At 72.2% G+C, this 25,245-nt stretch carries 2 protein-coding genes; both read right to left on the bottom strand.

Features of this window, described 5'->3' with window-relative positions:
* Positions 1 to 120 precede the first annotated feature (120 nt).
* Positions 121 to 5,076: a type I polyketide synthase gene (locus ACWCQS_RS41055; protein WP_451009233.1), complete on the bottom strand. Its 4,956-nt coding sequence runs from the start codon at positions 5,074 to 5,076 to the stop codon at positions 121 to 123.
* A 74-nt stretch (positions 5,077 to 5,150) separates the two neighbouring features.
* The gene (locus ACWCQS_RS41060; protein WP_451009234.1) at positions 5,151 to 25,244 is read right to left on the bottom strand and encodes a type I polyketide synthase; all 20,094 of its coding nucleotides are present in this window, start codon (positions 25,242 to 25,244) and stop codon (positions 5,151 to 5,153) included.
* Position 25,245: the final 1 nt, after the last annotated feature.

Below are 25,245 nucleotides of genomic sequence, written 5' to 3' on the forward strand. Positions count from 1 at the left end.
CCGCGGGAGGGTCGGGAAAAGAACCGCGGGATCAATTTCACCGCGGTTCTCGACCGAGAAGTCTGACGGACACCGAGGAAATCCGTCAATGCTCACGGGCCATACTTGGTGAAAGGCGAGTCACGCCCTGCCGAGGCCCTCGTTGATGAACGCGATGAGTTCTTCGTCGCTCGCCGCCTCAAGCTGTGACACGTCATTGATGCCACCGCCCTGCGCGGACGGGGCCTCGGCGGCCGGCGCGTCGGTGCCGTTCCACTTCCCCAGCAGCGACTGCAGACGCATGGTGATACGGGCCCTGGTCACGCTGTCCGGGCTGGCGCCGGCGAGCAGCGACTCAAGCCGGTCGAGCTCTTCCAGCACCGGTGTGCCGCCGTCCGCCTCCGGCACCACCTCGCCGCGCAGGTATCCGGCCACCGCGGACGGCGTCGGGTGGTCGAAGATCAGGGTGGGCGGCAGTTTCAGCCCGGTCGCGGCGCCGAGCCGGTTGCGCAGTTCGACTGCGGTGAGCGAGTCGAAGCCGAGTTCCTTGAAGGCCCGGTTGGCCTCCACCGCGTCGATGCCGGCATGTCCCAGTACGGCGGCGACGGCGCCGCGCACCAGGTCCAGCAGCAGGCGTTCCTGCTCGGTGGCCGACAGCCCCGCGAGCTGCTTGGTGAGCGGAACCGTACCCGTGGGGTCGTCCGCGTGGTCGGGTTGGGCGTTCTCGATGACTTCCCGAGCCTCCGGCAGGTCGTCCAGCAGGGGACGCGACCGGTCCGCGGTGAAGGCCAGCGCGAAGCGCTTCCACTCCATGTCGATGACGGTCAGTGCCGTCTCGTCCCGATCGAGGGCGTGGCCCAGGGCGGTGACCGCGAGGTCGGGCGCCATCTCCAGGATGCCGTGCCGGCGCATACGGTCGCCCACCGGGCCGGCGACCGCACTGCCGTCGCCCCACGGTCCCCAGGCAAGCGTGGTGGCCGTCAGTCCGTCCGCCCGCCGCTGCTCGGCCACTGCCTCCAGGAAGGCGTTGCCCGGTGCCTGGTTGCCCTGGCCGGGGGCGCCGAAGGTGGCGGCGAAGGAGGAGAACAGCACGAACGCCGACAGGTCCAGGTCCCTGGTCAGTTCGTGCAGATGCCGGGTCGCCTCGACCTTGACCCGCAGGACCCGGTCCAGCTGGTCCGGCGTGAGTGCCTCGATGACACCGTCGTCGAGTACGGCCGCGGTGTGCACCACGGCCGTCAGCGGCCGGTCCTCCGGTATCGCGGCGAGCAGTTCACCGAGGGCGGTGCGGTCGGCGACGTCACAGGCCGCGACGGTCACTTCCGTGCCCAGGGCGGTGAGTTCCGCACGCAGTTCGCCGGCGCCGGGGGCGTCGGGGCCACTGCGGCTGGTGAGCAGCAGATGCCCGGCACCGTTGCGGGCCAGCCACCGGGCCACATGCCCGCCCAGCGCGCCGGTACCGCCGGTGACCAGCACCGTCCCCCCGGGCCGCCAGTCACGGACCGCCGGGGTGCGGTCCAGCGGGGCCCGCACCAGCCGTCGTACGAACACTCCCGCGGGCCGCAGCGCGAGCTGATCCTCGTCACCGGCCGCCGCGAGCACATCCGCCAGACGCTTCAGCGACCGTTCATCGGCCTCGCCCTCGTCACCGGCCGCGGACGGCAGGTCGAGCAGACCGCCCCACCGCTCACCGTGCTCCATCGATGCCACCCGGCCCAGGCCCCAGACCAGCGCCTGCTCCGGGTTCTGCAGCCGCTCGGAGGGGCTGACGGAGACCGCGCCGCGGGTGGCGCACCACAGGGGTGCCGTGACCTCCGCGTCGCCGAGGGCCTGCACGAGGGCGAGGGAGTTGTGCAGGGGCTGCCCGGCGTCCAGGGCGAGCAGCGACAGCACACCGCTGACGGGCTCCCCCTCGCCGAGCTCCTCGCGCAGCAGGGCGGCCAGTGCTTCCCGGTCGGCGGACTTGACCACCAAGTGGTGTACGTCAGCGCCTCGTTCGGTGAGGGCCTGGGCCGTGCCGGTCGCCAGTGATCCCTGGCTGTCCGGGGACGTCAGCAGCAGCCAGGTTCCGGAGAGAGTCGGTACCGCCGAGCTGTCGGGCAGTGGTTTCCAGGTGACCCGGTACCGCCACCCGTCGAGGGTCGACGTCTCACGGCTCTGCCGCCGCCAGGACGACAGTGCGGGCAGCACCTCGCTCAGCCGCTGATCCCCGTCGACCGCCAGCTCGGCAGCCAGCGTCTCCCAGTCCTCCCGCTCCACCGCCTCCCAGAACACGGCGTCCGTACGGTCCGTCGGCGATGCGGGCAGTGCCGCACGGGCAGCGGGCTCGGGCCAGTAGTTCTGGTGTTGGAAGGCGTAGGTGGGCAGGTCGACCCGGCGGGCACCGGTCCCGGCGAACACCGCCTTCCAGTCCACCGACACACCCTGCACGAACGCCTCACCCAACGACGCCAGGAAACGCTCCACTCCCCCCTCGTCCCGGCGCAGCGTCCCCACCACAGCAGCCTGTCGGCCCGCGTCCTCGACGCTCTCCTGCACCCCCATCGCCAGCACCGGATGCGCACTGCACTCCACGAACGCACCGAAACCCTGCTCCACCAGCACCCTTACAGCACCGTCGAGTTCCACCGTGCGACGCAGGTTGTCGAACCAATACCCCGCCGCGAGCTCCGGACCCTCCACCCACCGGCCGGTCACCGTGGACAGGAACGGCACCCGTGCGGGCCGCGGCACGATACCGTCCAGCAGCCGCAGCAACTCCTCACGCAGCAACTCCACCTGCGCGGAATGCGACGCGTAGTCCACCGGCACCCTGCGGGCCCGCACCCCATCCGCCTCACACGCGGCCAGCAGCTCCTCCAGCGCCCGCGGCTCACCCGAGACCACCACCGACGACGGCCCGTTCACCGCCGCCACCGACACCCGCTCCTCACCCCAGACGGCGATCCTCTCCCGCACCGCCGCCACCGGCAGCGCCACCGACACCATCCCACCGAGCCCGGCCAAAACCCGGCCGATCGCCTGGCTGCGCAACGCCACCACCCGCGCCGCATCCCCAAGACTCAAGACGCCCGCAACACAGGCGGCGGCGATCTCCCCCTGGGAATGGCCGAGCACGGCAGCGGGCTCCACACCCGCCGACCGCCACAACTCCGCCAGGGAGACCATCACCGCGAACAGGGCGGGCTGGACCACATCCACCCGCTCCAGCGACGGCGCACCCGGCACCTGCCGCAGCACATCCACCAACGACCAGTCCGTGAACGACTCCAGCGCCGCCGCGCACTCACCGATCCGGGCAGCGAACACCGGCGACACATCCAGAAGCTGCGCGGCCATGCCCGCCCACTGCGAACCCTGACCCGGGAAGACGAACACCGTCTTACCCCCCGCGCTCACCCCCTGCACCACACCCGGCGCCACCGAACCCGCCTGCACGGCAGCAAGCCCCGCACGCAACCGCGAAGCCTCACCACCCACCACCACCGCACGATGCTCCAGACCCGCACGACCCACCGCCAGCGACACACCCACATCCACCGGACGCACACCCTCATGCGCGTCCACCCACGCCAGCAACCGCCCCGCCTGCTCCCGCAACGCCGCCGCACTCCTGCCCGACAACGCCCACACCACACACCCACCAGCCACCAGACCCGGCTCCCCCACCGACCCCGGCCCCGACCCCGACCCCGGCTCCAACCCCTCCTCCACCGGCGCCTGCTCCACCACCACATGCGCATTCGTCCCACTGAAACCGAACGCGGACACACCGGCCCGCCGAGCGTGACCGGTCTGCGGCCAGTCGGTGGGCCGGGTGAGCAGCTCGACGGCTCCGGTGGACCAGTCGACGTGCGGGGTCGGCTCGCTGATGTGCAGGCTCGGCGGGAGCACACCGTGCCGCATCGCCAGCACCATCTTCATCACACCCGCCACACCCGCGGCCGCCTGCGTATGCCCGATGTTGGACTTCACCGAGCCCAGCAGCAGCGGACGGTCCTCCGCCCGCCCCTGGCCGTAGGTGGCCAGGAGCGCCTGCGCCTCGATCGGGTCGCCCAGGCTCGTACCGGTGCCGTGCGCCTCCACCGCGTCGACGTCCGCGGCCGACAGCCGGGCATTGGCCAGCGCCTGCCGGATGACGCGCTGCTGGGAGGGGCCGTTGGGCGCGGTCAGACCGTTGCTCGCACCGTCCTGGTTGACGGCGCTGCCGCGCACCACCGCCAGCACCGGGTGGCCGTTGCGCCGGGCGTCCGACAGCCGCTCCACCAGCAGCATGCCCACGCCCTCAGCCGGGCCAAAGCCGTCGGCGTCGGCGGAGAACGCCTTGCAGCGGCCGTCCGCGGACAGTCCGCGCTGCCGGCTGAACTCCACGAACAGGCCGGGCGTGGCCATCACATGGGCGCCGCCGACGAGCGCGAGGGAGCACTCGCCGTTGCGCAGCGCCTGCACCGCCAGGTGGAGGGCGACGAGCGAGGCCGAGCACGCGGTGTCCACCGTCACCGCCGGACCCTCCAGCCCGAACGTGTAGGAGATACGTCCGGACATCACACTGGCGGCGTTGCCGGTCCCCAGGTGGCCGGCGAAGTCGTCGTCGGCTTCCAGCAGGGCGGAGAGGTAGTCGGAGCCGTTGACGCCGACGAAGACACCGGCCTGGCTGCCGCGCAGCGTCACCGGGTCGATCCCCGCCCGCTCGAACGCCTCCCACGACGTCTCCAGCAGCAGCCGCTGCTGCGGATCCATCGCCAGCGCCTCACGCGGCGAAATCCCGAAGAACCCCGGATCGAAACGCGTCGCCTCCCGCAGGAAACCACCCTCACGCGTGTACGACGTCCCCTGCGCGTCCGGATCCGGATCGTACAGCCCCTCCACGTCCCAACCCCGGTCCACCGGGAACCCCGACAACGCATCCCCACCCGAGACCAGCAACCGCCACAGATCCTCCGGCGACCGCACATCACCCGGGAAACGACAACTCATCGCCACAATGGCGATGGGCTCCCGGGCCCGGTCCTCGATGTCCCGCAGCCGCCCGTACGCCTCGTCGAGATCCGTCGTGACTTTCTTGAGGTATTCGCGGAGCTTTGCTTCGTTCGCCATGGGCGCTTCACCTATTCGGATGGTCGTCGAGATCGTGGCGGTGGTGGGTGCGATGCGATGGCCGGCTCATGGCTTCAGCTCGCGCCGAACCGCTTGTCGATGAAGTCGAACAGCTCGTCGTCGCTGGCGTCTTCGAGGACCGCCGTGGTCTCACCGCCGCCCTGGCCACGGCGTGCGTCGTTCCACTGCGCCAGAAGCGACTGCAGGCGTACCGCGACCCGGGCGTGTGCCGCGTCGTCGGCCATCAGCGCCGCCAGGCCGTCGGTCGCCGGCGAAGAGAACGCGTTCTCCAGCCGGTTCAGCTCGTCCAGCACGGATACCTCCGGCTCGGCCGCCTCGGGCGCGACCTGCCCGAGCAGGTGCTGCGCGAGTGCGGCCGGTGTCGGATAGTCGTAGACGAGCGTGGCCTGCAGGCGCAGCCCCGTCGCCGTGTTGAGCCGGTTGCGCAGTTCGACCGCGGTCAGGGAGTCGAAGCCCAGTTCGCGGAACGCCCGTCCGGAGCCCACCTCGTCGTGCGAGGTGTGCCCCAGGACGGCGGCCACTTGCCCGCGTACCAGATCGAGCACCGTCTGTTCCCGCTCGGCCGCCGACAGCCGCGCCAGCCGCTGCGCCAGTCCCTCGGCGCCGTCTCCGCCGCCGGTGTGGCCGTCGCCGGAGCGGCGGCGGACCGTCGTGCGCACCAGGCCGCGGAACATCGGCAGGAGGTCGCCGCTCACCGCGGCGGCGCGCAAGGTACCGAAGTCGAGCCCGAGCGGCACCAGGACGGCCTCGCCGGACGCGGTGCTCGCCTGGCAGGCGGCGTCGAACAGGGCGAGTCCCTGGTCCGCCGACAGCGGCAGAACGCCTCCGAGTGCCGCACGGGAGCGGTCGGCGGCGGCCAGCCTGCCCGCCATGCCGCGTTCCTCGGCCCACATGCCCCACACCAGGGACAGAGCGGTCAGTCCGCGGGCGCGGCGGTGGCGGGCCAGCGCGTCGAGGAAGACGTTGGCCGCCGCGTAGTTGGCCTGCCCGGCGGCGCCGAGCGTGCCGGCCGCCGCCGAGAACAGCACGAACGCCGACAGATCCAGGTCCTGGGTCAGGTCGTGCAGATTGAGCGCCGCGTCGACCTTCGCCCGCAGCACCCGGGCGACACGCTCGGGCGTGAGCTTGTCGACGACACCGTCGTCCAGTACGGCCGCGGTGTGCACGACGGCCGTCAGCGGATGCTCCGCCGGCACCGTCGCGAGGAGTTCGGCGAACGCCGCGCGGTCGGCCACGTCGCAGGCCGCCACCGTGACCTGCGTCCCCCACCGGCCGAGTTCCTCCCGGAGTTCGGCCATGCCCTCCGCGGCGGGTCCGCTCCGGCTGACCAGCAGCAGACGGCGGGCACCGTGCTCCACCGCCAGATGCCGTGCGAGCAGCCGCCCCAGCCCACCGGTGGCCCCGGTGATCAGGACGGTCCCCTCAGGATCGAACGCCGGAGCCGTCCGCTCGACGACCCGCGCCGTACGGGCAAGGCGCGGCACGTACGCGGAACCGGACCGCAGGACGAGTTCCGGCTCCCCGGACATGACGGCCCCCGCAAGAGCACCGTAGGAGGCATCGGTCCCGTCGGTGTCGAGCAGGACGATCCGGTCGGGGTTCTCCGACTGCGCGGACCGCACCAGGCCCCACACCGCCGCGTGCGCCAGGTCCGCGACGTCCTCTCCCGGGCCGGTGGCGACCGCGCCGGCGGTGAGGACCACCAGCCGGGTGCCGGCGAAGCGGTCACCGGCCAGCCAGGACTGCAGGGCGCCGAGTACCCGGGTGACGGAAGCACCGACCTGCGCGGCCAAGCGGGGCCTGTCGCCGTGGTGGCCGTCACCGCCGTCAGCGCCGTCACCGCCGTCGCCGTGCCCGCCGTGCTCGCCGTGCCCGCCGTGCCCGCCGTGAGCGGCGCGCGGTCCGGATACGCACGGCAGCAGGATCACGTCCGGAACAGCACGGCCCGCGTCGACGGCCGTCTCCAGCGACGACACGTCGTCGAAGACCTCGGCCCGGATGCCCGCCGACATGAGCGACGCCGTCACTCCTGCGTCGTCCAGTGCGCCGATGACGGCGTAGCCACCGCTCTCGGATCCGGCGACGGATGCGACGGGCGTGCGCAGCCACTCGAGGCGGAACAGCGAGTCGTGGTGGGCACTGCGGTCGCCCATCGCCGCTACGGTGGCGGCCACCTGCTCGGCGGTGAAGGGGCGCAGGACCACGGACTGTGCCGTCACCACCGGGGCACCGGCGGAATCCGTCGCGGTCAACGCCACGGAACCGTCGCCCGCGGAACCGATCCGCACCCGCAGCACGGAGGGAGCCGGGGCGTGCAGCACCACCTCCCGCCAGGCGAGGGCCAGATCACCCGCCCTGACACCGCTCGGAGCACACCGGTGAGCCGCCAGGAGCGCCGCGTCGAGCAGCGCGGGAGGCAGGGTGAACCGCTCAGCGATTCCTCGCTGGCCGCCTTCCCCCCGGTCGCCCTCCTCGTGGTCCGGAGCGAGTCGCACCTCGGCGAAGACCACTCCGTCGCGCACCCACACCTGCTGCAGCGTCCGGAAGGATGCGCCGTGCACGACCCCCGCGGCAGCCGACGCCTCGTACAGCGTGTCGACCGGCACCGCTTCGGCACCGGCAGGCGGCCAGACCGCCAACTCGGCCGCGCCGGGGAGGGTGTCTCCGGCACCCGGGGCAGCGGTGAGCGTGGCGCTCGCGTTGCGGGTCCACGGGAGGTCCGGCCGGATGCCGTCACCGGCACCGGAAGTCGCCCGCTCGGGCCGCGAGTACACCGTCAAGGTGCGGCGGTCCGACCGGTCCCGCGTGCCGTCCTCAGGTCCGGACTCGCCCAACTGCACCCGCAGTTGGACGCCACCGTGCTCCGGCAACACCAGCGGCGTGTGCACGTCCAGTTCGACCGGCACCGGACAGCCGACCTGGTCGCCGGCGTGGATCGCCAGCTCCACGAACGCCGACGCGGGCAACACCACCTGCCCCATGACCGTGTGATCGGCCAGCCATGGATGTGTCTGCAACGACAGCCGCCCCGTGAACAGGCAACCGTCCGAGTCGGGCAGCTCCACGGCGGCACCCAGCAACGGATGGTCCGCCGAGCCGATGCCGATGGACGTCACGTCGTCGGAGCCGGTGAAGACGTCGACCCAGTAGTGCCGGTGCTGGAAGGCGTAGGTGGGCAGGTCGACGCGTCGGGCGCCGGTGCCGGCGTAGTACGCCTGCCAGTCCACCGCGATGCCCCGGGTGTGGGCGTGCGCGAGGGCCGTGGTCAGGGTTTCCGGCTCCGGACGGCCCGCGCGGAGCACCGGTACGAACGCGTGGTCCTCGCCGGTGACGCAGTCCTGGCCCATCGCCGAGAGCACACCGTCCGGGCCCAGCTCGATGAACGTGCTGACGTTCTGGGCTTCCAGGGCGCGGATGCCGTCGTGGAAACGGACCGCCTCACGGACGTGACGGACCCAGAAGTCAGGGTTGGTGAGCTCGTCCGGGGTCGCGAGGGCGCCGGTGAGATTGGAGACGAGCGGGATGCGCGGGGTCTCGTAGGTCAGGCCCTCGGCGACCTTGCGGAAGGCGTCCAGCATGCCGTCCATGTGCGGCGAGTGGAACGCATGGCTGACCGTCAGGCGCTTGATCTTCCGCCCCTGCGCCTCGAAGGAAGCGGCAATGTCCAGTACGGCGTCCTCGTCACCGGCCACGACCACGGAGGCCGGACCGTTGACCGCGGCGATGCTCACCGCGTCCGACAGGTACGGGGTGACCTCGTCCTCGCTCGCCTGCACCGCCACCATCGCACCACCGGACGGCAACTCCTGCATCAAACGGCCACGCGCCGCGACCAGCGTGCACGCGTCCTCCAGCGACATCACACCCGCACAATGCGCCGCCGCGATCTCACCGATGGAGTGACCGGAGACGAAGTCCGGCCTGACGCCCCACGATTCGAGCAGCCGGAACAGCGCCACCTCCACGGCGAACAACGCGGGCTGCGTATAAGCCGTCCGGTCCAGAACTCCGGACTCATCGCCGAACACCGCCTCACGCAACGGCAGTTCGAACCGCTCGAAGATCTCGTCCAGGGCCTGGGCGAACACGGGGTAGGTGTCGTACAGCTCCCGGCCCATCCCCAGCCGCTGGCTGCCCTGCCCGGTGAACAGGAACGCCGTGCGGCCCTCACCGACCGTTCCCCGGACCACCTGCGACCCCGGCTCCCCCGCCGCCAGTGCGGCGAGCCCGGCCAGCAGGACGTCGCGGTCCCCACCGACCACCGCCGCCCGTCGCTCCAGCGCGGCCCGCGAGGTGGCCAGCGAATAGGCGACATCTGCCGGCCTCGCATCGCCGTCTGAGGCGATCCGCGCCCACAGGCGCTCGGCCTGAGCCCGCAGCGCCCCGTCGGACTTGGCGGAGAGAACCCACATGGTGCTCAACGGTGCGGCCTGGTACGGAAGGGTCTCCGTCCGGTCCGCATCTTCTGCCGGTGGCTGCTCGAGCACGGTGTGGGCGTTGGTGCCGCTCACACCGAAGGACGAGACGCCCGCCCGGCGAGGGCGGCCGGTCTCCGGCCACTCCCGGGCCTCGGTCAGCAACTCCACCGCGCCCGCCGACCAGTCCACGTGCGGCGTCGGCTCGTCCACGTGCAGGGTCCGCGGCAGCACGCCGTGCCGCATCGCCATCACCATCTTGATCACACCGGCCACGCCGGCAGCCGCCTGCGTGTGACCGATGTTCGACTTGATCGAGCCCAGCCACAGCGGCCGGTCCTCGGCACGCTCCTTGCCGTAGGTGGCCAGCAGCGCCTGCGCCTCGATCGGGTCACCCAGCGTCGTACCCGTACCGTGCGCCTCCACCGCGTCCACGTCGGCGGCGGACAGCCCGGCACTCGCCAGCGCCTGCCGGATCACCCGCTGCTGCGACGGACCGTTCGGCGCCGTCAAACCATTGCTCGCACCATCCTGGTTCACCGCCGAGCCGCGGACCACCGCCAGCACCGGGTGACCGTTACGGCGGGCATCGGACAGCCGCTCCACCAGCAGCATGCCCACACCCTCACCCCAGCCGGTGCCGTCCGCACCCGCCGCGAACGCCTTCACCCGGCCATCGGCAGCAAGACCACGCTGCCGGCTGAACTCGATGAACGCGCCGGGTGTCGACATCACGGTCACACCGCCGGCCAGCGCCAGCTCGCACTCACCACTGCGCAGCGCCTGGGCGGCCAGATGCAGGGCGACCAGCGACGAGGAGCAGGCCGTGTCCACCGTCACGGCAGGCCCTTCGACACCGAAGGTGTAGGCGAGACGCCCGGAGACGACGCTGGCCGAGTTGCCGGTGCTCATGAAGCCGTCCGTGGCCTCGGGCGAGTTGAGGACCAGGGACAGGTAGTCCTGACCGTTGGTCCCGATGAACACGCCCGCCTGGCTGCCGCGTACGGACGACGGATCGATTCCGGCGCGTTCGAACGCCTCCCACGACGTCTCCAGCAGCAGCCGCTGCTGCGGGTCCATGGCGAGCGCCTCGCGCGGGCTGATCCCGAAGAACGCCGGGTCGAACTCGGCCGCGTCGTAGAGGAAGCCGCCCTCATGCGCGTACGACGTGTTCGTCGTACCGGAAGCGGGAGAGCCCGTGGTGGGAAACGCGTCCGACCGGGAGCCGTACAGCGAGTCGAGGTCCCAGCCGCGGTCGGTGGGGAAGACGGAGATCGCGTCCCGCCCGGAGGCGAGGAGCTGCCAGAGGTCTTCCGGCGACCGTACGCCACCGGGGAAGCGGCAGCTCATGCCGACGATCGCAATCGGGTCGTCCGTCGCCTCCGCCGACCGCGCCACCGGGCCGCCGGACACCGCCTGCGTGCCGAGCAGTTCCGTCCACAGGTGATCGGCCAGCGCGGACGGAGTCGGGTAGTCGTAGATCAGCGTGGCGGGCAGCCGCAGCTCTCCTGCGGCCCCCAGGCGGTTGCGGAGCTCGACCGCCGTCAGCGAATCGAAGCCGAGCTCCTTGAACGCGCGGTTGGCGCCGACGGTCTCGGGACCGGCGTGGCCGAGCACGGCCGCGACGGTCTCACGTACCAGATCCAGCAGCAGGCGCCGCTGCTCCGTCTCGGGGAGACGGGACATGCGCTGTGCGAAGGAGGACGCGGGGACCTTGTCCGTGCCGGAATCGGCGGCGGATTCGGCGGGTGCCAGGGCGTCGCGTGCTTCGGGGAGTTCCGCCAGCAGGGGGCTTCGGCGCACGGCGGTGAAGCCGGGTGCGAACCGCTGCCAGTCGACGTCCGCGACGGCCACCACCGTGTCGTGCGAGTCCAGTGCGTGCTGCAGCGCGTCGATCGCGGCCGAGGTGGTCATGGGCGGTACGCCGCCGGCCCGCATCCGCTGCGCGAGGGTCTCGTCGGCGGCCATGCCGCCCTCGGCCCAGGGGCCCCAGGCGATCGAGGTGGCGGGCAGTCCGTCGGCGCGCCGCTGCTCGGCGAGCGCGTCGAGGTGGGCGTTGGCCGCTGCGTAGTTGGCCTGACCCGCGGTTCCCCATACGCCACTCACCGAGGAGAAGAGCACGAAGGCCGACAGGTCCATGTACCGGGTGAGTTCATCCAGATGCACCGCGGAGACCGCCTTCGCCCGCAGCACCGCCTCGAACCGCTCCGGAGTCAGCGAGTCCAGCACCCCGTCGTCCAGCACACCGGCCGTGTGCACGACCGCCGACAACGGAAACTCCTCCGGCACCGACTCCAGAAGCCGGCCCAACGCCTCCCGGTCCCCCACATCACACGCCGCCACCGTCACCCGGGCACCCAACGACCCGAGCTCCGCCTCCAGCTCCACCGCCCCCGGCGCCCCCGAACCACGACGACTGACCAACAGCACATGATCAGCACCCCGACGCGCAAGCCACCGCGCCACCTCGGCACCCAACGCACCCGTACCACCCGTCACCAGCACCGTGCCGCGCGGGGTCCAGGCGTCCTCGTGCTCGGGGCCCTGCGGTGCCCGCAGCAGCCGGCGTCCGAAGAGGGCCGAGGAGCGTACCGCGACCTGGTCCTCGTGGCCGCTGCCGGCCAGCACGCCGGCCAGCCGGGACAGTGCCCGCTCGTCCGGCGTCCGCGGCAGGTCGACCAGTCCGCCCCAGCGTCCCGGGTGCTCCAGGGCGGCCACCCGTCCCAGACCCCAGATCTGTGCCTGCACGGCATCGTGCACCGGCTCGGAGGCTGCCGTGGCGACCGCGCCACGGGTGACACACCACAGGGGTGCCGTGACACCGGCGTCGCCCAGTGCCTGGACCAGCAAGGCGGTCAGAGCGGCGCCCGTGCCGGCGTTCGGCAGCCACAGCACGCCTTCGAGCTCCGGCGCGTCGCCGACGACGTCCCGGATCAGCGCGGCCAGCGAGTGCCGGTCGGCGCCTTCGACGGGGAAGGTCAGTTGCCGGAGGCCGGCCCCGTGCCGGGCCAGTCCCTCGATGACGTCTGCCGCGGCTCCGGCGCGTGGCACCACCGTCAGCCACTCCCCGGGCAGCCGGGTCGCACCGCTCTCACGCAGCGGCTGCCAGACCACCCGGTAGCGCCACCCCGCGTCCGCCGACGGCAGGGAAGTCCGCGGCCAGTAGCGCCGGTGCTGGAACGCATAGGTGGGCAGGTCGACGCGGCGGGCTCCCCCATCGCCGAAGAACGCCCGCCAGTCCACCGCGACACCGCGCACATGGGCCTGTCCGAGCCCCGTCACCAGCGTCTCCGGCTCGGCGCGTCCCCTGCGCAGCACGGGCACGAACATCCGGTCCTCGCCGGTCACGCACTCCTGCCCCATCGCCGACAACACACCGTCGGGTCCGAGTTCGACGAAAGTCGTCACGTTGTGTGCTTCGAGGGCACGGATGCCGTCGTGGAAGCGCACGGCCTCGCGGACGTGACGGACCCAGAAGTCAGGGTTGGTGAGCTCGTCCGGGGTTGTGATCGTGCCGGTGAGGTTGGAGACGAGCGGGATGCGCGGGGCCTCGTACGACAACCCCTCGGCGACCTTGCGGAAGTCGGCCAGCATGCCGTCCATGTGCGGGGAATGGAAGGCGTGACTGACCGTCAGGCGACGGGTCTTGCGGCCCAGTTCCCCGAAGCGGGCCGCGATCTCCAGTACGACGTCCTCGTCACCGGCCACGACCACGGAGGTGGGGCCGTTGACGGCCGCGATGCTCGCGGCGTCGGTCAGGTACGGGGTGATCTCGTCCTCGGTGGCCTGGACGGCCACCATCGCACCACCGGCGGGCAGCTCCTGCATCAGCCGGCCACGCGCCGCCACCAGGGTGCAGGCGTCCTCCAGCGACAGCACACCCGCACAATGCGCCGCAGCGATCTCACCGATCGAATGACCGGAGACGAAGTCCGGCCTCATACCCCACGACTCCAGAAGCCGGAACAGCGCCACCTCCACCGCGAACAACGCGGGCTGGGTATACGCCGTCTGGTCGATCAGCCCGGCATCGTCCCCGAACATCACCTCGCGCAGCGGGATTTCGAAGTGGGCGAAGATCTCGTCCAGTGCCCGGGTGAAGGCGGGGTGGGCGTCGTACAGCTCCCGGCCCATCCCCAGCCGCTGGCTGCCCTGACCGGTGAACAGGAACGCCGACTTGCCCCGGCTGGCTGTGCTGCCGCGGATGACTCGGGGCGACGGGCTGCCCAGGGCCAGGGCCTGAAGGCCGGCCACCGCAGAGTCGTGCTCCGATGCCACGACCACCGCGCGCTCTTCGAAGGACGAGCGGCCCACGGCCAGTGAGTACCCGATGTCCGCCAGGTCCAGTTCGGGGCGCGCCGTCAGATGCGACCACAACCTGTCGGCCTGCGCCGGCAGAGCGTCGGCGTCCATCGCCGACACGAGCAGCGGCACGACCGTGGCGGCGGGGTACGACCGCGTCCGGGGAGCGTCGGTCACGTCGCCTTCGGGTGCCTCTTCGAGGATGGTGTGGGCGTTGGTGCCGCTGAAACCGAAGGACGACACACCCGCCCGGCGAGGGCGGCCGGTCTCCGGCCACTCCCGGGCCTCGGTCAGCAACTCCACCGCGCCCGCCGACCAGTCCACGTGCGGCGTCGGCTCGTCCACGTGCAGGGTCCGCGGCAGCACACCGTGCCGCATCGCCATCACCATCTTGATGACGCCCGCGACACCGGCGGCCGCCTGCGTGTGACCGATGTTCGACTTGATCGATCCCAGCCACAGCGGCCGGTCCTCGCCACGCTCCTGCCCGTAGGTGGCCAGCAGCGCCTGCGCCTCGATCGGGTCGCCCAGCGTCGTACCCGTACCGTGCGCCTCCACCGCGTCGACATCGGCGGCGGACAGCCCGGCACTCGCCAGCGCCTGCCGGATCACCCGCTGTTGCGACGGACCGTTCGGCGCCGTCAGACCATTGCTCGCACCATCCTGGTTCACCGCCGAGCCGCGGACCACCGCCAGCACGGGGTGGCCGTTGCGGCGGGCATCGGACAGCCGCTCGACCAGCAGCATGCCCACACCCTCACCCCAGCCGGTGCCGTCCGCACCCGCCGCGAACGCCTTCACCCGGCCGTCGGCAGCAAGACCACGCTGCCGGCTGAAGTCGATGAAGGTGCCCGGTGTCGACATCACGGTCACGCCGCCGGCCAGGGCCAGCTCGCACTCACCGCTGCGCAGCGCCTGGATCGCCCAGTGCAGGGCGACCAGGGAGGACGAGCAGGCCGTGTCCACCGTCACGGCGGGGCCTTCGAGCCCGAAGACGTAGGCGAGCCGTCCGGAGACCACGCTCGCCGCGTTGCCCGTGCCCAGGTGTCCCTCGAGCCCCTCGGGGTCCTCCAGGAGGAGCGAGAGGTAGTCCTGGCCGTTGGTGCCCACGAACACGCCGGCCTGGCTGCCGCGCACGGTCGCCGGGTCGATCCCGGCCCGTTCGAACGCCTCCCAGGTGGTCTCCAGCAGCAGCCGCTGCTGCGGGTCCATGGCGAGCGCCTCGCGCGGGCTGATCCCGAAGAACCCCGGGTCGAAGTCGCCCGCGTCGTAGAGGAATCCGCCCTCACGTGCGTACGAGGTGCCGGGTGCGTCGGGGTCCGGGTCGTAGAGGCGTTCGACGTTCCAGCCGCGGTCGAGGGGAAGACCGGAGACGGCGTCCGCGCCTGAGACGAGGAGCTGCCACAAGTCCTCCGGCGACCGTACGCCGCCCGGGAAGCGACAGCTCATCGCCACGATCGCGATGGGGTCGTCCGCCGGCTGCCCCGCTCGCGGCACCGGGCCGTGGGCCACGGCCCGGGTGCCGACCAGTTCGGTCCACAGGTGATCGGCCAGCGCGGACGGAGTCGGATGGTCGAACACCAGCGTCGTCGGGAGCCGCAGGTCGCTCGCGGCGCCCAGTCGGTTGCGCAGCTCGACCGCCGTCAGCGAGTCGAAGCCAAGCTCCTTGAACGCCCGCCCGGCGTCGACGTCGGCGGCGTCCGCGTGGCCGAGTACCTGGGCGACATGCGTGAGGACCAGGTCGAGGAGGAGCTGTTTCTGTTCCGCCTCGGCGAGCCCGGCGAGCCGCTGGGCCGCCGAGGACCGGGGGGCCGCGCCAGGTGCGGGGGCCGCGGCCTGTTCGGTCCGCGCCTCGGGCAGGTCGGCCAGCAGGGGGCTGGGCCGCACGGCGGTGAACCCGGTGGCGTAGCGCTGCCAGTCGACGTCCGCGACGGTCATCACGGTCTCGTCCTGGTCCAGCATCCGCTGCAGCGCGGAGATCGCCGCGTCGCCGGCCATGGGCGGGACTCCGCCGAGCGCCATGCGCTTCGCCAGCGCCTCGTCGGACGCCATGCCGGCCGCCCAGGCTCCCCAGGCGATCGAGGTGGCGGGCAGTCCGTCGGCGCGCCGCTGCTCGGCGAGCGCGTCGAGGTGGGCGTTGGCCGCTGCGTAGTTGGCCTGACCTGGAGCGCCGAGCGTGCCGCTCATGGAGGAGAAGAGCACGAAGGCCGACAGGTCCATGTGCCGGGTGAGTTCATGCAGATGCACCGCGGAGACCGCCTTCGCCCGCAGCACCGCCTCGAACCGCTCCGGAGTCAGCGAGTCCAGCACCCCGTCGTCCAGCACACCGGCCGTGTGCACGACCGCCGACAACGGAAACTCCTCCGGCACCGACTCCAGAAGCCGGCCCAACGCCTCCCGGTCCCCCACATCACACGCCGCCACCGTCACCCGGGCACCCAACGACCCGAGCTCCGCCTCCAGCTCCACCGCCCCCGGCGCCCCCGAACCACGACGACTGACCAACAGCACATGATCAGCACCCCGACGCGCAAGCCACCGCGCCACCTCGGCACCCAACGCACCCGTACCACCCGTCACCAGCACCGTGCCCTCGGGCTTCCACGTCCGTGCCGGCGGGGCACCGGCCGCGGAGGCGCGGACCAGCCTGCGGGCGAGCAGGCCGGAGGGGCGGATGGCGATCTGGTCCTCGTCGGCCGCGCCGGAACCGGCCGTCCGGGACAGGGTGCCGGCCGCACGGGACAAGGTGCCGGCCAGTCGGGACAGCGCCTGGGCGTCCACGGTCTCTGGCAGGTCGATCAACCCGCCCCAGCGTTCCGGATGCTCCAGGGCGGCCACCCGGCCAAGGCCCCAGACCGCCGCCTGTGCCGGGTCCCGGGGCCGGTCTCCGACGGCGGTCGACATCGCGCCACGGGTGACACACCACAGGGGGGCCGTGACCTGGGCGTCGCCCAGCGCCTGCACCAGTACGGCGGTCGACGTCACCGCCAGGGGGCCGTCCAGCAGCGAGATGACGCCCGTGACCGCGGACGCCTCGGTGGTGAGCCGTTCGGCCAGTGCGGCACGGTTGTCCGCGTCGGCCTGCGTCAGCAGGAACTCATGGACGTCCGCACCGCGTTCGGCCAGCCCGCCGCAGATGTCCGCGGCGGCTCCCGTCTCCGGCACGACCACCAGCCATCGGCCGGACAGCCGTGTGCCGGAGGCATCGGCCAGCGGCTTCCACACGGTGCGGTAGCACCAGCCATCCACTGTCGACCGCTCATCGCGCCGACGCCGCCAGGAGGACAGGGCGGGCAGCATGCCGTCGAGCCACGTGTCCTGCTCGACCTCGAGTTCGGCGGCGACGGCCGCCAGGTCCTGGCGCTCCACGGCCTGCCAGAACCGCGCTTCCACGGAGGCGTCGCCCACCGCGGCGGGCCGGGAAGCGGTGCCCGCGTGCTCGGGCCAGAAGCGGTGACGCTGGAACGCGTAGGTGGGCAGGTCGACGCTGCGTGCACCGGTGCCGGCGAAGAATGCCCGCCAGTCCACCGCGACACCCCGGACGTGGACCTGCGCCAGCGCCCTGACCAGCGCCTCCGTTTCGGAGCGCCCCTTGCGCAGCACGGGTTCGAACGCTTGGTCGTCGCCGGTGATGCACTCCTGACCCATCGCCGACAGCACACCGTCGGGCCCGAGTTCGACATACGTCGTCACCCCTTCGGCTTCGAGCGTGCGGATGCCGTCGTGGAAGCGCACGGCCTCGCGGACGTGGCGCACCCAGAAGTCGGGGCCGGTGATCTCCTCGGCGGTCGCGAGAGCACCGGTGAGGTTCGAGACGACCGGGATACGCGGGGCCTCGTACGACAACCCCTCCGCTACCTTGCGGAAGTCGGCCAGCATGCCGTCCATGTGCGGGGAATGGAAGGCGTGACTGACCGTCAGGCGACGGGTCTTGCGGCCCAGCTCCCCGAAGCGGGCCGCGATCCCCAGTACGACGTCCTCGTCACCGGCCACGACCACGGAGGTGGGGCCGTTGACGGCCGCGATGCTCACGGCGTCGGTCAGGTACGGGGTGACCTCGTCCTCGGTCGCCTGCACCGCCACCATCGCACCACCGGACGGCAACTCCTGCATCAGCCGGCCCCGCGCCGCGACCAGCGTGCACGCGTCCTCCAGCGACAGCACACCCGCACAATGCGCCGCCGCGATCTCACCGATCGAATGACCGGAGACGAAGTCCGGCCGGATGCCCCACGATTCGAGGAGCCGGAACAGCGCCACCTCCACCGCGAACAGGGCAGGCTGCGTGTAAGCCGTCTGGTCGATCAGCCCGGCATCGTCCCCGAACAGCGCCTCACGCAGCGGCAGTTCGAACCGCGCGAAGACCTCGTCCAGCGCCCGGGCGAACACGGGATAGGCGTCGTACAGCTCCCGGCCCATCCCCAGCCGCTGACTGCCCTGACCGGTGAACAAGAACGCCGACTTGCCACCGGCAGGAGTGCCCTGCACGAGTCCGGTGGTACTGCTTCCTTCGGACAGCGCGGTCAGCCCGGACACGAGACCGTCGCGGTCGTCCGCGACGACGACGGCGCGTACGTCGAACGCCGAGCGTCCGGTGGCGAGCGAACAGGCGACGTCGAGCGGCTCCGGCCCGGTGTGCGTGCCGAGGTGGGACAGCAGTCGGTCGGCCTGGGCACGGAGAGCGTCACTGGAGCGGCCCGACAGCAGGTAGGGCAGCACGGGCGGCGCCGGAGGGACGGTCGGCCGCTCCGGCTCTTCCGTGGGCGCCTGTTCGAGGACAACGTGTGCGTTGGTTCCGCTGTATCCGAACGAGGAGACACCCGCACGGCGCGGCCGGCCCGTCCGGGGCCATTCCCTGGACTCGGTGAGCAGTTCTATCGCCCCCGACGACCAGTCCACGTGCGGGGTCGGCTCGTCCACGTGCAGGGTCCGCGGAAGCAGGTCGTGCCGCATCGCCAGGATCATCTTGATCACACCGGCGGCGCCCGCGACGGCCTGGGTATGGCCGATGTTCGACTTCACCGAGCCCAGCCACAGCGGGCGGTCGGCGGGGCGGTCCTGGCCGTAGGTGGCCAGCAGCGCCTGGGCCTCGATCGGGTCGCCCAGGGTGGTACCGGTGCCGTGGGCCTCGACCGCGTCGACGTCGGCGGCGGACAGCCCGGCGTTGGCCAGGGCCTGCCGGATGACACGCTGCTGCGAGGGACCGTTGGGCGCCGTCAGGCCGTTGCTCGCACCGTCCTGGTTGACGGCGCTGCCGCGCAGTACGGCCAGCACGGGGTGGCCGTTGCGGCGGGCGTCCGACAGGCGTTCCACGAGCAGCATGGCGACGCCCTCGGACCAGCTGGTGCCGTCGGCGGCAGCCGCGAACGCCTTGATCCGGCCGTCGGCGGCCAGGCCGCGCTGCCGGCTGAACTCGGTGAACGCACCCGGCGTGGACATGAGCGTCACGGCTCCGGCGAGGGCCAGTGAGCACTCGCCGCTGCGCAGTGCCTGCGCGGCCAGATGCAGTGTGACCAGCGAGGAGGAGCAGGCGGTGTCGACGGTGATCGCGGGGCCCTCGAGGCCGAACGTGTAGGAGAGGCGGCCGGAGGCGACGCTGGCCGCGTTGCCGGTGCCCAGGTGTCCTTCGAGGCCGTCGGCGTCCCGCAGCCACAGGGTCAGGTAGTCCTGTTCGTTGGAGCCGACGAAGACACCGGTCCTGCTGCCACGTAGCGTGGCCGGGTCGATCCCGGCCCGTTCGAAGGCCTCCCAGGAGGTTTCCAGCAGCAGCCGCTGCTGCGGGTCCATCGCCAGCGCCTCGCGCGGCGAGATCCCGAAGAAGTCCGCGTCGAAGTACGCGGCGTCGTGCAGGAAGCCACCCTCGCGCGTGTAGCTGGTGCCCTCACGGTCGGGGTCGTCGCTGTACAGGGCATCCAGGTCCCAGCCCCGGTCGGTCGGGAAGCCCGTGATGCCGTCCCGGCCGGACACCAGCAGCTGCCACAGCTCCTCGGGGGTGCGGACCCCGCCGGGGAAACGGCAGCTCATCGCCACGATCGCGATGGGGTCGTCGGCCGCGGCACCTGTCACCGGCACCACGGCGGTCTCGGCCTGCCGGCCGAGGAGCTCACCGCGCAGGTGCGTCGCGAGCGCGGCCGAGGTCGGATAGTCGAAGACGAGCGTGGGTGGCAGCCGCAGGCCGGTCGCGTCGCCGAGGAGGTTGCGCAGTTCGACGGCGGTGAGCGAGTCGAACCCGAGCTCCTTGAACGCGCGTGCGGGTTCCACCGCCGCGGGTCCGGCGTGCCCGAGCGCGTTCGCGACCTGGGTCCGTACCAGATCCAGCATGATCCGGTCCTGCTCGGGTGCCGTCCGGCCGGTCAGCCGTTCGAGCAGGTGCGAGGCGCCGCCCGCCGCGGAGCCGACGGTGCCGGCCGCCCGGCGCCGCGGAGCACGCACCAGCCCTCGCAGCAACGGTGACATGGCGCCCGCCGCCTGGCCGCGCAGGGTAGGCACGTCGACACGCATCAGGACGAGAGCCGCCTCGTCGGTGTCCTGGGCGAGGTCGAACAGCGTACGTCCCTCGGCGGCCGACAGCGGAGGCAGACCGGCGCGGCGCAGACGGCGGATGTCCGTCTCGTCCAGTGTGCTCGCCATGCCGCCGGACTCGCCCCACAGGCCCCAGGCCAGCGAACTGGCCGGCAGCCCCTGGGCTCGCCGGTGCGCGGCCAGCGCGTCGAGAAACGCGTTGGCCGCCGCGTAGTTGGCCTGTCCGGGGCCGCCGAAGACACCGGAGGACGACGAGAACAGCACGAACGCCGACAGGTCCGCGTCGCGCGTCAGCTCGTGCAGGTGCAGGGCGCCGTCGACCTTGGGCCCGAAGACACGGTCGACACGGTTCGGCGACTGGGAAGCGACCACGCCGTCGTCCAGCACTCCGGCGGTGTGCACGACGGCGGCCAGCGGATGGTCGGCCGGGACGGATGCGATGACCTCGGCGAGCGCCTCTCGGTCGGCCACGTCACAGGCCGCCCAGGTGACGTGCGCACCGAGCGCGCCGAGTTCTGCCGTGAGTTCGTCCGCACCCGCTGCCTCGGCGCCGCGTCGGCTGACCAGCAGCAGACGCCGGACCCCGTGCTCCGTCGCCAGATGCCGGGCGAACAACCCGCCCAGCATCCCCGAAGCACCCGTCAGCAGCACCGTTCCCTCGGGGTCGTACGCCCTGGGACTCTCGATGGCGGCCCCTGCCGCGACCCGGGCCAGGCGCGGCACCAGAAGTTCCCCCGCGCGTACCGCCAGCTGCGGTTCGTCCGCGGCCAGTGCGGTGGGCAGGACACGCCAGGACGCCTCCTCCCCGTCGCAGTCGACGAGGACGAAACGGTCCGGATTCTCCGACACGGCCGAGCGCAGCAACCCCCATACGGCCGCCAGGGCCGGATCGACGTCCGCGTCCCGTTCGGCCGCCGCGACCGCACCACGCGTCACCACGACCAGCCGCGCCCCCGCGAACCGGGTGTCGGCCAGCCACGCCTGCGCCAGCTCCAGCGCCTCCACCACCGCGGCACGCACAGCGGCACCGGAGAGGGCACCCGTCGCACCGATGTGGACGAACACCTCGTCCGGCACCGGAGCGCCCAGGTCCACGGCGGCCGACAGCGCCGTCAGGTCCGCGTGAAGTCCGCTCGTCCCTTCCAGGAGGCTCGCCGGGACGCCCGCCGGGAACGAGGCCCAGCTGCCGAGCACGGCTCGACGGACACCGGCCACGGCCGCGGATTCGGTCGCCGCGGCGGCCTGGTCCCGGCCGGCCGGGAGGTTCACCCACTCCACTCGCAGGACCGACTCGTGGTACGCGACGCGTGCGGCCTGCACCTGGTCCTTGGAGACAGCGCGCAGAACGAGCGACTCCACGGTCGCCACGGGCGCCCCCGCGGCGTCCGCGACCGCCAGCCGCACAGCGTCCCCACCCGTCGGTGCGAGGTGCACGCGCAATGCCGACGCACCGCCGGCGTGCAGCGACACCCCGCTCCAGGCGAAGGGCAGCCGCCCGCCACCGGAGTCGTCCAGCACGCCCAGCCCCAGCGCGTGCAGCGCGGCATCGAGCAGGGCGGGGTGCAGCCCGAACCGTCCCGCCCCGTCCACGGCCGTCTCGGGCAGGGCGACCTCGGCGAAGACCTCCTCGCCACGCCGCCAGGCCGCCCGCAGCCCCTGGAAGACCGGCCCGTAGCGCAGGCCGGTCTCGGCCAGCTCCTCGTACAGGTTGGCCACCTCGACCGGTTCCGCACCCGCCGGAGGCCATGCGGAAAGGTCGACGGAGGACCGCTGGGCGCCGGAGACGGCCAGCAGGCCGGTGGCATGCCGGGTCCACTCCTGCTCGGTTCGGGCGTCCTGCGGTCGCGAGGCGACAGTGAGCGGCCGTCGTCCGTCGTCGTCCGGCGCGCCGACCACCAGCTGCAGCTGTACGGCACCCCGCTCGGGCAGCACCAGCGGCGCCTCCAGCGTCAGCTCCTCCAGCCGGTCACAGCCGACCTGGTCCCCCGCCCGGACCGCCAGCTCCACGAACGCCGTACCCGGCAGCACCACCGCACCCATCACCGCGTGATCCGCCAGCCACGGCTGCGTGTCCAGGGACAACCGACCCGTGAACAACAACCCGTCGGAATCGGCCAGCGCCACCGCCGCACCCAGCAACGGATGCCCGGCCGCCTCCAACCCGGCCGACACCACATCACCCACCCAGCCCGCCGGCGCCTCCAACCAGAAACGCCGGTGCTGGAAGGCATACGTGGGCAGATCGACGCGTCGGGCGCCGGTGCCGGCGTAGTAGGCCTGCCAGTCCACCGCGATGCCCCGGATATGGGCCTGCCCGAGAACCGTGGTCAGGGTCTCCGGTTCCGGACGGCCCGCACGGAGCACCGCAACGAAGGCGTGGTCCTCGCCGGTGACGCAGTCCTGCGCCATCGCCGAGAGCACACCGTCGGGGCCGAGCTCGATGAACGTGGTGACGTTCTGGGCCTCGAGGGTGCGGATGCCGTCGTGGAAGCGGACCGCCTCACGCACATGACGGACCCAGAAGCCGGGGTCGGTGATCTCCTCGGCGATCGCGAGAGCGCCGGTGAGGTTCGAGACGAGCGGAATACGCGGGGCCTCGTACGACAAGCCCTCGGCGACCTGACGGAAGGCCTCCATCATCCCGTCCATGTGCGGGGAATGGAACGCGTGACTGACCGTCAGGCGCTTCGTCTTGCGGCCCTGCTCCTCGAAGCGGGCGGCGATCTCCAGTACGGCGTCCTCGTCACCCGCGACAACCGCCGAAGCGGGGCCGTTGACGGCGGCGATGCTCACCGCGTCGGTCAGGTACGGGGTGACCTCGTCCTCGGTCGCCTGCACCGCCACCATCGCACCACCGGACGGCAACTCCTGCATCAGCCGACCACGGGCCGCGACCAGCGTGCACGCGTCCTCCAGCGACAGCACACCCGCACAATGCGCCGCCGCGATCTCACCGATCGAATGACCGGAGACGAAGTCCGGCCTGACGCCCCACGATTCCAGCAGCCGGAACAGCGCCACCTCCACCGCGAACAACGCGGGCTGCGTATACGCCGTCCGGTCCAGAACTCCGGACTCATCGCCGAACACCGCCTCACGCAACGGCAGTTCGAACCGAGCCAAAACCTCGTCCAAGGCCTGGGCGAACACGGGGTAGGCGTCGTACAGCTCCCGGCCCATCCCCAGCCGCTGGCTGCCCTGCCCGGTGAACAAGAACGCCGACTTGCCCGCCACCACCGACCCGGTCACCAGGCCGGCCGCCGCACCGCGCCCCTCGGCCAGAGCCTCAAGCCCCGCCAGCAGACCGTCACGGCCACCCGCCACGACCACCGCACGCCGCTCCAGAGCAGCCCGCGTCGTCGCCAACGAATACGCCACATCAACCGGTTCAAGACCACTGTCCTCGGCGACACGGTCAAGCAACCGCCGCGCCTGCGCCCGCAGGGCATCCTCGGTCCGGCCCGACAGCACCCACGGCACCACCGGCAGTGCCGTCGCAGTCACCGGCGTGTCATCGACCGTGGGCGCCTGCTCGATGATCGTGTGCGCGTTGGTGCCGCTCACGCCGAAGGCCGAGACCGCGGCCCGGCGCGGCCGACCGGTCTCCGGCCACTCACGGGGCCCGGTCAGCAGTCGCACCGTACCCGCCGACCAGTCGACGTCCGGCGTCGGCTCGTCCACATGCAACGTCCTCGGCAGCACACCGTGGCGGATCGCCATCACCATCTTGATGATTCCGGCGACGCCCGCGGCGTTCTGGGTGTGTCCGATGTTGGACTTCAGCGAGCCCAGCCAGAGCGGCCGGTCCTCGGGACGCTCCTGCCCGTAGGTGGCCAGCAGCGCCTGCGCCTCGATCGGGTCGCCCAACCGGGTTCCGGTGCCGTGCGCCTCGACCGCGTCGATCTGGTCGGCCGTCAGGCGGGCGTTCTCCAGTGCCTGGCGGATGACTCGCTGCTGTGCGGGTCCGTTGGGGGCCGTCAGGCCGTTGCTGGCGCCGTCCTGGTTGACGGCGCTGCCGGCGACGAGCGCCAGCACCCGGTGGCCGTTGCGGCGGGCGTCGGACAGTCGCTCGACGAGCAGCACGCCCACGCCCTCGGACCAGCCGGTCCCGTCCGCCGCCGCGGCGAACGACTTGCAGCGGCCGTCGGCGGACAGCCCCCGCTGCCGGCTGAACTCCACGAACACATCGGGGGTTGCCAGTACGGTCACGCCGCCGGCGAGCGCCAGGGAGCACTCGTTCTGGCGCAGTGCCTGCACGGCGAGGTGGAGGGCGACGGAGGACGACGAGCAGGCGGTGTCGATGGTGGCCGCCGGTCCCTCCAGGCCGAAGGCGTAGGCGATGCGGCCGGAGACAACGCTGGACGCGGTGCCGGTGAGGAGGTGGCCCTCGACGCCGTCCGGCAGCTCGTACTGGCCGGCGCCGTAGGCCTGGGAGGACGCGCCGATGAACACGCCGGTCCTGCTGCCCCGCGCGGCGGAGGGGTCGATGCCGGCGCTTTCGAACACCTCCCAGGACGCCTCCAGCAGGATCCGCTGCTGCGGGTCCATGGCCAGCGCCTCGCGCGGCGAGATCCCGAAGAAGTCCGGATCGAACTGGGCGGCGTCGTGCAGGAAGCCGCCCTCGCGCGCGTAGGAGGTGCCTTCGTGCTCGGGGTCGGGGTCGTACAGCGACTCGACGTCCCAGCCGCGATCCGAGGGGAAGCCGGAGACGGCGTCCTGGCCGTCGGCCACCAGCCGCCACAGCTCCTCCGGCGACCGTACCCCTCCGGGGAACCGGCAGCTCATGCCGACGATCGCGATCGGTTCCCGGGATGCCGCGGTGAGCTGCTGGTTCTGTCGACGCAACCGCTCGGTTTCCTTGAGCGAGGCCCGTAGCGCTTCAACGATCTTTTCGTTGGGGGTTGTCATC

It is taken from the genome of Streptomyces sp. NPDC002076, from assembly GCF_053593835.1.